Origin of the sequence: Paenisporosarcina sp. FSL H8-0542, assembly GCF_038632915.1 — a bacterium.
Taxonomy (GTDB): Bacteria; Bacillota; Bacilli; order Bacillales_A; family Planococcaceae; genus Paenisporosarcina.
In genome coordinates this window covers 3472147-3485786 of sequence record NZ_CP152050.1, presented here as the reverse complement: position 1 = coordinate 3485786, position 13640 = coordinate 3472147, and the positions used below count along the sequence as shown (strand labels likewise).

10 protein-coding genes are annotated in these 13640 nt (G+C 38.1%); 9 read left to right on the top strand and 1 reads right to left on the bottom strand.

The window, feature by feature from the left end; translation table 11 throughout:
* The first annotated feature begins 228 nt into the window (after window positions 1–228).
* From MHH33_RS17440 to MHH33_RS17430, 3 genes are all read left to right on the top strand, one after another.
* On the top strand, window positions 229–1038 hold the full coding sequence (locus tag MHH33_RS17440; protein WP_016428796.1) for a helix-turn-helix transcriptional regulator: 810 nt from the start codon (window positions 229–231) through the stop codon (window positions 1036–1038).
* 57 nt (window positions 1039–1095) lie between these two features.
* A complete protein-coding gene (locus tag MHH33_RS17435) occupies window positions 1096–1911 on the top strand; it encodes a YwqG family protein (protein ID WP_342542512.1) in 816 nt (271 codons plus the stop codon).
* 259 nt (window positions 1912–2170) lie between these two features.
* Window positions 2171–2392 carry a hypothetical protein gene (locus tag MHH33_RS17430; protein ID WP_342542511.1) on the top strand — a complete coding sequence of 74 codons (222 nt, stop codon included), beginning with the start codon at window positions 2171–2173 and terminating at the stop codon, window positions 2390–2392.
* 160 nt (window positions 2393–2552) lie between these two features.
* Here the strand turns inward: MHH33_RS17430 and MHH33_RS17425 are convergent, their stop codons facing one another.
* Window positions 2553–2975, bottom strand: coding sequence for a hypothetical protein (locus MHH33_RS17425; RefSeq protein ID WP_016428794.1), 423 nt, complete (start codon window positions 2973–2975; stop codon window positions 2553–2555).
* 823 nt (window positions 2976–3798) lie between these two features.
* Here MHH33_RS17425 and MHH33_RS17420 point away from each other — a divergent pair.
* The 6 genes from MHH33_RS17420 to MHH33_RS17395 all read left to right on the top strand — a co-directional run bounded on the left by MHH33_RS17420 (window position 3799) and on the right by MHH33_RS17395 (window position 13607).
* Window positions 3799–6963, top strand: a complete 3165-nt coding sequence (locus MHH33_RS17420; protein ID WP_342542510.1) for a discoidin domain-containing protein — start codon at window positions 3799–3801, stop codon at window positions 6961–6963.
* A 226-nt stretch (window positions 6964–7189) separates the two neighbouring features.
* Window positions 7190–8275 (top strand): HupE/UreJ family protein, encoded by a 1086-nt coding sequence (locus tag MHH33_RS17415; protein WP_342542509.1) that lies wholly within the window; start codon window positions 7190–7192, stop codon window positions 8273–8275.
* A 420-nt stretch (window positions 8276–8695) separates the two neighbouring features.
* Window positions 8696–9892 (top strand): FAD-dependent monooxygenase, encoded by a 1197-nt coding sequence (locus MHH33_RS17410; RefSeq protein ID WP_016428791.1) that lies wholly within the window; start codon window positions 8696–8698, stop codon window positions 9890–9892.
* 1052 nt (window positions 9893–10944) lie between these two features.
* Window positions 10945–12222, top strand: coding sequence for an IS110 family transposase (locus MHH33_RS17405; protein ID WP_342541766.1), 1278 nt, complete (start codon window positions 10945–10947; stop codon window positions 12220–12222).
* A 426-nt stretch (window positions 12223–12648) separates the two neighbouring features.
* The gene (locus MHH33_RS17400) at window positions 12649–13005 is read left to right on the top strand and encodes a hypothetical protein (RefSeq protein ID WP_342542508.1); all 357 of its coding nucleotides are present in this window, start codon (window positions 12649–12651) and stop codon (window positions 13003–13005) included.
* Between the two features lie 116 nt (window positions 13006–13121).
* Window positions 13122–13607 carry a hypothetical protein gene (locus MHH33_RS17395; RefSeq protein WP_016428789.1) on the top strand — a complete coding sequence of 162 codons (486 nt, stop codon included), beginning with the start codon at window positions 13122–13124 and terminating at the stop codon, window positions 13605–13607.
* The last annotated feature ends 33 nt before the right edge of the window (window positions 13608–13640 follow it).

Here is a 13640-nt window from a genome sequence, read left to right as displayed (position 1 = left end):
TTCACTAGATAAAAGCGCCTCTAAAACTTACTTCTTCTTACAAATAATATATTGATAGAGCATTTTCTTCATATTAATTATCCCAAATACTAGTTTTCCAAATGGGCTAGTCGGATTAAAGTATTGTTCCTCCTAGCTTTCTAGTCCTTATGTGAAAAACTGACATCTGATATATCCATTTCTTCTAAAAATGTTACATGTAAATAAGAATAAAGGAGTTGATGGTACATGGATGAAGGATTAATTATTAAACTGTATCGTGAACGAGCTGGTTTGACTCAAGCACAACTGGGAAAAGGGATTTGTTCTGTCACTCATGTAAGTAAAATTGAACGTGGACTAACCCAATGTTCAAAAGAAATTATCAATCTTATTTGTGAGCGACTTAACATCGATTTACAAAAAGAATTAGAACAATATGATAGATTGAAAAAGAAGCTGAATGAATGGCTTGAAGTAATGGTCAAACAACAGATGGCAGATATAGAACTTCTCAAACAAGAAATCGAAGACAACACTTTTGTCCATATATCAGAAGCACATCATTTTTATCGTATCCTAGTAGCACGCTATTTCTTAATAAAAGGGGATGTGGAAAAAGGAAAAGACATTTTAAAGAGCTGTCAAGCTCATTGGAATGAGTTGGATCGTTATGAAAAAAATTTGTTGGAACATACATTGGGAATCTATTACCTTACTTTAAATAAAAGTAAAGAAGCAATTCATCATCTGAAGAATATTAACCCGATGGAGTACAATAACCATGAATTTTATTTTCATCTTGCGTCTGCTTCTCATTACACAAATGCTAAAGTAAAGTCCTACTATTATGGAAATCTTGCCTTAACTTATTTTCGAAAAACGAATAATTTCAAAAGAATCCTGGATTCAGAAATGCTAATGTTAGCGCAAATGGCATCTAACGACCTTGATCATTTCGAAGATACAGTTCAGCAATATCAGTCGTTAATCAAAAGCTGCCGAACTTATCAAGAAGAGGCAAAGGAAATCAACGTATGGCACAATTTGGGAGTTTAATACTTTTCAAAGGAATATTACAAAGAAGCAGTTGACGTATATAAAAAAGTACTTGAAATGTGTAAATCATTCCAAAATCCTAATTTAAAGCTAAGCGCGTTAAGAGGATACGTACACAGTTGTCTCCACATAGAGAATCTAAATAACAAGGAAGAATTAAAAAAATGTATTTGTGATGAAAATAAAGTGAAGGAAGAGCAAATTCCGTTAGGTTCCTCTAAAATTGGTGGTCTACCAGATTTGCCGGAAGATTGGGAGTTTCCAAGCTACAACAATCGCTCGCTCTCTTTTTTAGGGCAATTTAACTTAAAGGAAATAAAGCCATATAACGCGGAAAATAATCTTCCGATTAGTGAGATCCTTTATATATTTTATGATGTAGTAGAACAGCCCTGGGGTTTTGAAGAAGACGAGGGTTGTTTTAAGGTTTTATACTTTGAGGGAGACGAAAAAGAGTTAAAAAGGACAGAATACCCGGAAGAGACAGAAGACTACTTCCCTTTACCTGTTTTTAAAGTTACATTCACAAACAAGCTGACATTACCGGAGTATCCAGAAGATATGGAGTTTAGTGATGAGGATGAAGAAAACTACTCTGAAATGAGGCACGAACTTATCCAGCCAAGTGATGAGAAAGGTAACTACGAACCGGCTCATTATATGTTAGGGTATCCATTTAGCATTCAAAATGATGTTTTTGATGAATTTGATTTAAAACCAGAAGAAGCTGTTCTTCTCCTACAGATTGATTCAGATGAAGAAGATTTAAAATTGCTGTGGGGCGATTCAGGCATCATTTATTTCTGTATAGATAAGACCTCACTAGCTAATAAGCAATTCGATAAAGTTCAATTTACATTGCAATGTTTCTAATCCTTAATTAAAACAAAGGGCTACCCTATTAATGTGGCCTCTTTTGTTACTTTATTAAGGTTATATATAAAAATGACAAATTTATACAAGGCATTGATTCAGTGAGAAGTTTTTTTCTTATTCTACTAACGGGTGCTTTAGTTAAAGATCGTGGAGTTGCTTAGGCAGCTCTTTTTTCTTATTTAACTACGGGGCAGGTTAGTTGAAGAACGATTCAATTGTTGAAATTTCAAAAAAGAAATAAAAATAAGGAGTGGTTATGAAAAAAAACTTCCCAATAATACTTCAAACTATTGGTCTTTTAGGGTTTGTTTTAGCCTTTTTACAATATGAAATCGGGTTTTTTATTGGATTCTTTTGTACAGGTATTTTCTTTATATTGGACAAAGAAAGTAAGCAAAAAAACTTCAGTAAAATAGTTGGGGTCTTAGCCCTTTTATCTTCATTTTATAACCTATTTACTAAAGTAAATCTTTTCTGATGATGAATAACGTATCCATTATTTAGGCTATATAGAAGTTGTTGAACTAACGGGTGCTTTAGTTGAAGAAAAGGAATACTTCCTAATCGGGGTGTTATGTCAGCATACTGTGTATGTCCTATACAATAGGTTTAACGAATAATATACTTGTAATTTACCTTTATTTACTTACCGTTTCGGCGGGAGTAACCCCTTCATTTTGAAAATAAGTTGTAATTATTTTAGTAATAAACCAGTTTGTTCTATAGGGCTCTGGATTCATTTCTACAGTAATAACCTTATGTCCTCTGCCGAAATTTTCATATGAAGTTAGTAAATCATATGAAATTGTATATTGTAACTTTGTATCACTTATTTTATTTACTTTTACAAAATGAACGTTAGCAACCCACGGACTTGATTGTCCAGTCACCCAACCTTTTTCTTCGAACTGTTTCTGTGTAAGTTTTTGAAGAGATGGTGATAGCACAGCATATTGAACAGCACCACTTCGATTTTCTACACCCAATATCCATAATTCCGCAGCTTGTTTGGGGGTTCTAGGTTGCAATCCGTAAATAAATGAATTTAATTGACTCTCCAAATCTTGTCACCTTTCGAACATGCTTTTCTAATAAGATATGTTTCAAATGACTTTTAAGTCAGAGATAAATTGGAACAGGCTCCTTTAATGGAGAGGACTTTTTTCATTTCCTCTTCTAATTCGGACGAAGGGGTCAAACTGAAGAAATATAAAAAAGAAGGTATTGAAATTGTGAATAAGATTAATTTGAAGGAAAAGTAGCCGTCTACTTTCCTTTTTTTTATGAGTTTTTTAAACTCAGTTTATCTCAATTCAGCTTCTCTCCTCAATCAAGTAGCTAAGTAAATCTTTTATTTTTTGCAGCCAGGAAAATAAAATCCACCAGCAGCTATTTATGTGTTTTTGTCTAATTTTTCATAAAAACAATAATAATTTACAAGATATTTACAGAAAATCAATATTGATTGTGTATTATTTTTTTATACATAGGTAATTTGTGTGAGTGCATTATTTTATGCTGTTTTGAGGTGGCGTCTATGTATTCCCCCTATTCTGGGAGGTGAACTTCAAAATATCGGCGTGCCAGGATTAAAGCACCGTTTCAGTTTAATGAGAATAGTAGAAGGAGAGAATCAAGGTTCCAATATTGGAAACGAAAGGGGGATTTCCGTGACGAAAAATCTCCTCTCATCCTGATCGATTGGAGGATGCCCACCATCCTTGTAAAGAGGGGCGACCTTCTCCATCACAATGGAGTCGTCGACATGTTCGATATAATCAATGAGTTCCGCATCAAAGTTTCGCTACGGTTTTGTTTTTTACTCAATTTTTCAAGATTTTTGAACAGACTCTTAAAATACTTAAAATATGGAGGTTTTCTGTAATGAAAAGAATTTTATCCATTACCCTCGTATTAACGATGATATTCGTTATGTTAACGACCACCGCAGGCGCATCGGGCGACAAAATCGTCAAAATCGACAATATGCAGCCGATTTACGGTCAAACGATTACCGCCAGTGTGATCAAGGGTAAAGGTTCAAAGGGCAAAAATCTAACATTTCAATGGCAAGTACAGGATTCACGTATAAGCGATAAATATATTAATGTAAAATCGGGTGGTACATCCAAAAGCTACACCGTAACGTTAAATGATATTGGTAAAAAATTGCGTGTTGTAGTTGGTTTACCATCAAATAGTGACAGAAAAACTTCATTGCCCACGAACGCAGTATTAAATGCCAATCCCCTTATTGCATCGATGAAATTCGATAATAATTTAAAGGACGATGCAAATCAAGAGAACTTGGAAGGGAAAGGAAATTATAGTTATGTAGACGGTGTATTACCCGGGACCAAAGCTCTGCACTTAGAAAGTGGAGACGGCAATTATGTCGGTACAAAGCATAGCTTGAATTTTGGTAATGACAGTTATACCACATCCTTCTGGTATAAGGGTGACACTAACAATAATCAGGTAATATTATCAAACAAGGATTTTACTAAGAGCTCTAATGAAGGCTGGGCGATTTATACATCAGCCAATTCGGTCAATATGAATTTAGGATTCCCGACCACATCAGTAAAATTTGGGCGCGACACGTTTAATGCTTCCGATTGGCGTTACGTGACATTTGTTGTAGACAGAGATAAAATGCTCGGATCGTTGTATATTGATGGTTACAAAATGACTGAAACTTCGCTGGGAATCGGATCTTTAGATACATCGAACCCATTAAATATAGGTAGCGACGGATTGGGCAAACATGGCGGTAATTCATTCGATATAGCTGATCTGAATGTTTGGAAAGGTGCATTTAGCAGTGATGTAGTCCAAGCTAATTATAATAGTTACGCTGTAAATAAAGTAGATATGAACGCACTTAACGACACAATATCAGAAGCAAATACACTAATAGCAGACGGACTTGGCAAAGGCTTCAGCGAAACCGATTTTGATCATTTGAAAAAGGTTTTGAATACTGCAACTTCGGTTGCAAGAACGCAAAAAGTAAAATTATATACACAGGAAACCATCAATTATTACGAACGTGAACTAAACAACGCCCTATTCATCTATCAAAAAAGCAATAAAACATTAACTCCCGCCGGTTTAAATATGATTGTGGACAGCGACCCGGAAATCAGTGGTAATCCCGCAACACACGCGCGCATTGAAAAAGATTACAGAACAGAACTGAGACTATTCCCACAGGCCGACGTACTTTTTATTCCTGGCGACGTTACCGGCGGTAACAATGCCAATGAATATGTATGGATGAAAAATCTGACAGACATACATACTAAACTTACAAATGAGGGTTTGTTAAAAAATACGAAGTTTTATATGGTAAGAGGCAACCATGATATGGGCGGAGCCGAACAATTTATTCCTGTCGGTTCGGCGGGCGCGTGGAACGAGTCAACGAATTCATACGATAACAATTTCTTTAACGATTCTTATAGGGTAAAGGTAAAAGGATATAATTTTGTGGGTTTTGACGGAAATTATAACAACGAAAAAACGGTGGGAAAAGCCACCAATTTCCTCGACCAAATTAGAAAAGAAGAGGATTACGATCCAACCAAACCCATATTTGTATCTTCTCACTACCCTATAAGCGGAACCGCGTGGGGATCGGCATGGAGCAGCGCGGCAAGTAATAATGTAGGTAAATATATTGCCGACAATAATTTTTCACAGGTGGTATATATGTCAGGTCATACGCAATACGACCCGACCGACGAACGTTCTCACTATCAAGGTGCGGCTACGTATCTCGACAGCGGTGCGAGTTCATATTCCAGTTATATTGATAACGGTCCGTACGGAGGATATATAGAAGGCTCGTATATCAAATACCATACCACACCTCGCATCGCGAATTTCATAGAGGTTTACGGTTCAAAAATTATCATCAAACAGTATAATTTGAGTACAGATGAATATGTAGGCATACCTTCTGTAAAAGTCGTTGGTGAAGGCAAAGATGCCTTTACCTATAGCAGGAGCGATATAAGAGAACTCATAGCTCCGCAGTTTGAAGAGGGTATTACGGTCGATTCCTACAAAAACAACGAACTTGCTTTTACAATAAAGCAAGCAAATGACAATGTGCGCGTTTTGGAATACAATATTCAGCTTATCAACAAGCTCACCGGGAAAGTGGACAAATCGTTTAACAGCCTTTCACTGCCGCTAGACAAACCATTCGATGAATACAGACAGTATAAGTTTACAGATTTGTCGCCGACTACTCCATATATACTCAGGGTATTTGCCGACGATTCCATGTATAACCGTTCGTCGCAGGACATTGACATTGAGGCTCAAAGTGTTAATTTAAACAGCATCACTGCGCCTGCTGACATAACAGGGTTGACAATCGGAACGGCGAAGACAGCGGACGCCCTTGGATTGCCAAAGACAGTATCCTTGGATACTGATGCAGGCAGGGGAGAAGCCAATGTGACATGGAATGTAGATGCTTCAAACTATGATCCCACTGTAAAGACTGCACAAACCTTCGCTGTCAATGGAACTGTAACTTTGCCAACTGGGGTGAAAAATCCCAATAACGTCCCTTTGACAACAAGCACTAAAGTAACGGTTAATAAGATCACTCAGTCTCAAATGACGGCAACGGCGACAAGTCAGGAAACGATTGGTGAAAATAATTCAGCATCCATGGCGATTGACGGAAATTCACAAACTTTTTGGCATACAAAGTGGGATAAATCTGATGTTCTCCCTCAATCGATCACCTTAAATCTTGGAGGAACTTACCCAATCGATAAGGTCGCGTATTTACCAAGGCCATCAGGCAGCAACGGAAATATTACAGGATATAACGTTTATGTAAGTACAGATGGAGTGACCTTTACTAAAGTTGCAAGCGGAACTTGGGCAAACGACAATGCGGAGAAAGTAGCAACTTTTGATCCGACAGATGCATCATATGTCAAGCTCGAAGCAACGGCGGGTGTTAACGGCTGGGCAGCGGCCGCGGAGATTAGCGTCCTTGAAACAGAAACTGTAAAGAATTAGCTTCTAACTTTAAGAGAATTTATTGAACGCTGGATACGGTGAATTAAGGAAAGACCATTACAAGTGAGGATTGGCACATGGTTAAAGATGCAGATATCAATCATAACGACAAGATTAATTTTGCAGATTTAGTTTGGATCGCCAATAAGATTTTGCAATAGCACCAGATAATAAGGAGAGAAAAGTAAATCTTTTCTCTCCACTTTCTATGAAATGAGGTCCCATTATGATTCGACGTTCATTCCTGTCATTGTTTATCATCTTATTATTTTTTGGAACTGCCACAACTTCACTTGCGCATTCCATAGATATGAATTACTCGGATTTAAACATTGAAGGGAACGAGATTCTCTATGATCTTTTTATTGAACAAACAGACTTGTTTCCACAATTCGGTACTGACTTGGATAATCTGGTGAACGATGAACTGGCCTCGCAAAAAATTGAATCCTATCTACAGAAAGGTCTTCGCATAGATGCGGATTCGAAGCCCTTAACGATGGAATTGGTTTCGATGAACATGGCGCAAAAGGGTGCCGTAAGAGGCATGGAAATTCAACTGACGTTTATCGCCGATGAAGAAATCGAACAATTTAATCTTCATTACGATTTGGTGTTTGACGATGCGCCTGCTCATACGAGTGTACTCATGGTCCATGCAGGGGAATATTTTCAGCAGGATATGATTGATAGCACTAATAGAGATATTCTGATCAACCTTCCCCAGGACCCTCCCCAGGACCTTCCTCAGGAACTTCCCCAGCCTGAAATTGGATCCGTCCTATGGAAATACTTTGTACTTGGAATCGAACACATTTTGACCGGGTACGATCATTTGCTGTTTTTGTTATCCTTAGTATTAATCGCATCTCGCTTCAAGGATGCGTTGAAAATTGTTACTGCTTTTACAATCGGCCACAGCATAACACTATTCTTGGTGGCCACCGACCGTATTCAGGTCAGTTCGCATTGGGTCGAAGCCTTGATTGCCCTGACGATCTGTTATGTGGCAGTGGAAAATATGTTTGTTCAAAAGGCGAAATGGCGGTGGCTATTGACGGCCTTATTTGGCCTGATTCACGGCATGGGCTTCGCCGGGGCTTTGGCCGAAACGGGACTTCCAAAGAGCAATCTGATTGGCTCACTCCTGACGTTTAATTTAGGTGTGGAAGCGGGCCAGATCATGTTCCTATGCCTATTACTTCCCTTCTTGCTATGGCTGCGAAGGTTCCCATGGTATCGTAAAATGATGATCTCAACGTCTTGCCTTATTTTTGTGCTGGCATTTTATTGGTTGATTCAAAGATTGTAATTAGGCCATTTATTGATCAATACGAGAGTTAGCGGTATTTTTGCTAGCTCTTTTTTTTATTGCGTGTCTAACCAAGTCAGGCACGACTATCTGGTATAGTCCGGTCGAGGTAAGAGCCTAGTGGATGCTCTTCTTTTGTGGGTAATTTTTTAATAAAAGATGTTCTCGATATGGAACCATTATATTTAATGATAAGTATGTCACTCCTATTCTTTACATCAAGGAGTGAATATAGAAAAGCGAAAAAAGAATGGGTAAAAGAATGAACTTGTTCAACTAACGGGGCAGGATAGTTGAACATTAGTCTCAGCTTTTAAAATTAAATTCCTATTATTTTATTGTCCTAAATAAGTGAAATCGTCCATAAATATACTGTGGGTATGTTAAGACTTTAATTAGGATAGGAGTGAATAGGCAATAATGAAACAAACGATGCGCGTTCTTATTTCTGGTGCAAGCATTGCCGGTCCGGCACTCGCTTACTGGCTTCATCGTCATGGATTCAACGTGACTGTAATTGAACGTGCTCCAGCATTGCGCGCGGGTGGATTCGGGGTTGATATCCGTGGTGCAGCCATTTCCGTGCTTAAGGGGATGGGTATACTCGATCAAGTTCGTGCAGCTGACACGAACATGACTGGTGTTTACTTTGTGAACAGCAAGAGCAAGATACAAGGTCAAATAAGCGAAGCAAGTATGGGGAACCAGTATGGTCTGGACATCGAAGTCATGCGAGACGATCTAAGTAACATTTTGTACGATTTAACCAAGGATACTGTTGATTACATTTGGGGCGATTCGATTACCGCTATAAATGAGACTGAAGCTGGTGCAGAAGTTCAATTTATTCATGGCAAGCCACAGACATTTGACCTTGTCATCGGTGCAGACGGGCTTCATTCTAATGTTCGAACCTTAACTTTTGGAGATGAAGCACAGTTTAAACGGACGCTTGGCTGTTATATCTCGATTTTCACTCTCGAGAATTACCTCAACCTCGACCACCGCCAACTGTTATATACGATACCAGGCAAAACTGTAGGTATGTATAGCGCTCGTGACAATACCGAAGCAAGGGGTATGTTCTTGTTTCAATCAGAGGCATTGAAGCACGACCGCAATGCTACAGAATCTCAAAAGAAACTAGTAGAAAATGCCTTCTTAGGCGATTCAGGTTGGGAAACCTCGCATCTACTCAAAACCATGAAAGATGCGACAGACTTTTATTTTGACGAGGTTTGCCAGATTCACATGCCGACATGGTCAAAAGGGCGGATTACATTGGTAGGCGATGCGGCGTATGGTCCATCTCCTCTATCAGGTCAAGGATCTAGCCTGGCGCTTGTCGGGGCTTATGTATTAGCTGGTGAACTTAAAGCTGCAGATGGCGATTTCGCCCGTGCATTTGTAGCCTACGAACAAAAAATGAGAAAGTTTGTTGAGAAGAATCAAAAAATAGGACTAATGGCTGCCAGGAGTATGATTGAAAAATCAAACTTCAAAATCTTTCTACGCAATTTAATGTTGCACATACCCCCGATTATGATCGTACAATTTAAGATGATTTCAAAAATGATAGCCAAAGCTGCTAACGGGATCGAGCTGAAAGATTATTGATATGGATTTATTGGTTGGAGGGTTACTACCAACAAGTGACACGATCAAAAAAGGCTGTCTATTTTCAGTAACCATATAAAATCCGAACAAATTTCTGTTTAGCCAGCTAAGCGCAAACATGCCCTTAAGCCCTTTAAATACATTTTTAGTCTTCCGCAAGCCGGAGCGATTCTTTAGCAGGGATCGCTTTCTTTATTGAGTTAAACAATGAACGGTAGCGGCTGCTCTTTTTCTTTTGAACTTATAAGAAAGCAGAAGTTGATTAATTTTCTCCCGAAAGAGAAGTTGGCTTAGCAGAATCAAGCATTGCCAGCGAAGTAGCACAATAAGAAAAAATCGTCCGATTGAACGGACGATTTTTTTATTTAACATTATGTCAGTTGGATTATATACAAATGTTAAGCCAGTTGCCTTTAAAGGGCAGCTTTCTTTATGGATTAATGTCGAATACTTCCCAATCCGGATGTTATGTCAACACGTTGTGCATACACCATACAAGCCAGTTCATTTTTTTACTACCTGCAGGAAGTATTTTTATGTTTGTAGAATTCTCAAGGGAAAATGCATATGTTATTCTATAGTTGCATTAAGGAAACTTTTTTTCTTCAAGGAAATAAGCTCGGATTTTCTTGCATATTTTTATATAGGAGGTACTTTATGTTTGTAGGATTCTTAAGAGAACATGCATTTGCTTCTAATTCATTACCTGTATTGTTTTGGGCGACTTCTTTTTATGTTTGTAAAATTCTTAAGAGAAAATGCTTATGCTTCCCCAACATGGAAGACTAATGGTTTTTGACCAAAAATGATCACTTCCTGATCCTGATGTTATGTCAACACGTTGTGCATGCTGCACACTCGTTCAGCGATAGAATAGATATGTTACTGAACGCATTTCTTCTTCAACTAACTGAAAATCATCTTTCTTATTGTACTAACGGGGCAGCATTCCTGTTTGAAGGATTTGTGCCATCTTGAAAGAAAAAAAGCCCTCTAGTATGATGTGAGTGTCAACGACCATTGACCCATCAGCTAACTAGGAGGACTTCTCTATGCAGTTTAAATGCAATGAAAAAATTAATCAAGTGACTGAAAATACACTCGTTGTCGGTATGGATATTGCCAAGCGTGTTCATTATGCGTGCTTTGTCGATGAACGAGGGCGTGTGATTGAAAAATCCTTTGCAGTAAATCAATCAAAAGAAGGCTTTGAAAGTTTGTATGAAAAGATTCGTCAAACCATGAAGGAAGCTAAGAAAACAGACGTTATCGTTGGAATTGAGCCTACAGGCCACTATTGGATGAACTTGGCTTATTTCTTAGGTAACTATGGCATTCCACTCGTCATGGTAAATCCAATGCACGTCAAACGTTCGAAGGAACTGGACGATAATTTACAAACAAAGAACGACAAAAAAGATGCGTTGGTCATCGCACGCTTATTGAAGGATGGCCGTTTTAGTTATCCACGTTTGTTAAAAGAGGTAGAAGCTGAACTTCGTATCGGATCTACTCTCCGTTCAAAGTTAACGGAAGATTTAGCGAGTATTAAAAATCGAATCGTCCGTTGGCTTGATCGCTATTTTCCAGAGTTTACTCAAGTCTTTCCGTCTTTTGGAAAGATGGCGTTGGCGGCATTGGAAATGACTCCATTTCCACAGGATATTGAAGGGAAAACAGCTGAGGAGTTGGTTTTTCTATACCGTGAGGTAGAGGGTATGAGAACGCCACAGTTGCCGAAAGCAAAGCTTCTCATTGAAGCTTCGACTAACTCAATCGGCCTGAAAGAAGGAGAAAAGATGGCCCGACATGAAATCGCCACGCTCCTACGTCAGTATCGCTTATTAGAAACCGAAATTGCCTCTGTAAATAATCAATTAGCCGAAATGGCACAAACAACAATGGAATATGAGTTACTCAGTTCCGTTCCTGGTTTAGGAGATGCGACGATTGTTGATTTACTTTCTGAAGTAGGGAGCTTTTCACTTTATGAAAATCCACGCCAACTTATCAAACTAGCGGGATTAACACTACGTGAAAACTCGTCTGGTCAACATAAGGGACAAAAACATATCTCGAAAAGAGGGCGAAAGAAACTCAGATATATCCTCTTCAAAGTAATAGTTCCACTCATACGTCATAACGCGGCGTTTAAACAGCTTCATGAATACTACACAACACGCAAACAAAATCCCTTACGGGGTAAGCAATCAATGGTGGTCTTGTGCGGTAAATTACTGAAAGTATTACATGGCATATGTAAAAAGAAAGTCCATTTTAATGAGCAGTATATGATGAAGGATCTTTACTGCCTCTCAGAGGCAGCGTAAACATTTCGATGATCGATTTATGACAAGAAGGATGACACGGAGAAGCCAGCAACATAACTAAACTAAGACCATGAGTCCCCGGGGCAGCTTAGCAGGCCTCTGCCTTATGAATAGACCAAACGAAGGAATGTAAGCGCACTGACGCTAAGAGACATGGGAGGGTCCGTCATCATAAGTTTCGCAGAGATCCATTGTGCATCACATAATGGCAAAGAAAAGCTAATGATTTCCATTAGTTTTAGCGAAGCGTACTCTTAAGTTGGTAATAAAAACTATATATTCAAATCTATGTTTATTGAAACCGTCAAAAATATTTTTCCTCACATCACGAAGTGATGTAAACCGTTGATACATCAATGTTTATAGAGGGAGGTTAGTTCAATAAGAAGTTGCAGTTTTGTTAGTAAAGAAAAAGAGGAGGAGAGGATGAAAATGGAACAAGTGAAAAAGTTTTTACGCTCTCTCATCTATAAAAATTACGATGAATTTGCGAAAGTTTTGGGCTACAAAGATTGGAAAGTTGCTGAAGAAAACACGTTTTATGTTTGGCGTCTAGGAGAAGACGCAGGTTGGTATGCGACAGAACTCCCTAATAAAAAGTGGGCAGTTTGGAATGATGAAGGACAACCACCATATTCTATCAAAGTCTTTTTAACGTGGTCCGAATCAATTGAACAGTTATTTGAGGAAAAAGGATTACCAGAGGATTACTGGCTACCTGAAGGATTTGATGAGAATGAAAATATATTTATGAAGGAACCAGACAGAGACAAAAAGATGTAAATATAATGAGAATAACGTTATTCAACTAACGGGGCAGGTTAGTTCGATAAGAAAAGCGATAAAAATAGGTATAAGAGATATTGTTAATTTTAATTACGTTCCAGAGGGGGTTTCAAATGAATTCGATCAAAGAAAAATTAGACCTATTACATAATATGATAAAAGAAGTGAATGGGATAGTAGACTTTGATTGGTGTGTAAAATTGTTTTACCCTTATTATGAACACTTTAACGACGATAATTTGAGATATAGGGGGGGTTCCCTTATTGCTTTTTGGGGTCTTTTGATAGAGTGGGAAGACCGAAGTGGATTTCCATTCTATATAGGTATAGAAGGATACAACCGTCACTATTTTGATAAGTACCTCAAAGAGTTTCTAAAACATACTTCCAACATTAAAAAGCAATATCCAAACATTTATTTTGTTATTATTCAAACGCTAAATCATTTAGATAAAAGAGAGGATCTTGAAGGTAAATTTCCTAATATTCCAAGTGACCTATTTAGTACCATTAGAAAAGAATTATTGCAGATTGATGTTCAAAGAATAAACACTGAGATTTATCGAAATGCCTTTAGAGAAGCTGGTATGTCTTATTAAACTAACGGGGCAGGTTAGTTGAACAAGGATTAG

What these genes read in the sequence shown, in the direction of transcription:
- MHH33_RS17405 (WP_342541766.1), top strand. Translation starts at nt 10,945, where the DNA reads ATGCAGTTTAAATGCAATGAAAAAATTAATCAAGTGACTGAAAATACA.
- MHH33_RS17400 (WP_342542508.1), top strand. Translation starts at nt 12,649, where the DNA reads ATGAAAATGGAACAAGTGAAAAAGTTTTTACGCTCTCTCATCTATAAA.
- MHH33_RS17420 (WP_342542510.1), top strand. Translation starts at nt 3,799, where the DNA reads ATGAAAAGAATTTTATCCATTACCCTCGTATTAACGATGATATTCGTT.
- MHH33_RS17440 (WP_016428796.1), top strand. Translation starts at nt 229, where the DNA reads ATGGATGAAGGATTAATTATTAAACTGTATCGTGAACGAGCTGGTTTG.
- MHH33_RS17410 (WP_016428791.1), top strand. Translation starts at nt 8,696, where the DNA reads ATGAAACAAACGATGCGCGTTCTTATTTCTGGTGCAAGCATTGCCGGT.
- MHH33_RS17395 (WP_016428789.1), top strand. Translation starts at nt 13,122, where the DNA reads ATGAATTCGATCAAAGAAAAATTAGACCTATTACATAATATGATAAAA.
- MHH33_RS17435 (WP_342542512.1), top strand. Translation starts at nt 1,096, where the DNA reads ATGTGTAAATCATTCCAAAATCCTAATTTAAAGCTAAGCGCGTTAAGA.
- MHH33_RS17415 (WP_342542509.1), top strand. Translation starts at nt 7,190, where the DNA reads ATGATTCGACGTTCATTCCTGTCATTGTTTATCATCTTATTATTTTTT.
- MHH33_RS17430 (WP_342542511.1), top strand. Translation starts at nt 2,171, where the DNA reads ATGAAAAAAAACTTCCCAATAATACTTCAAACTATTGGTCTTTTAGGG.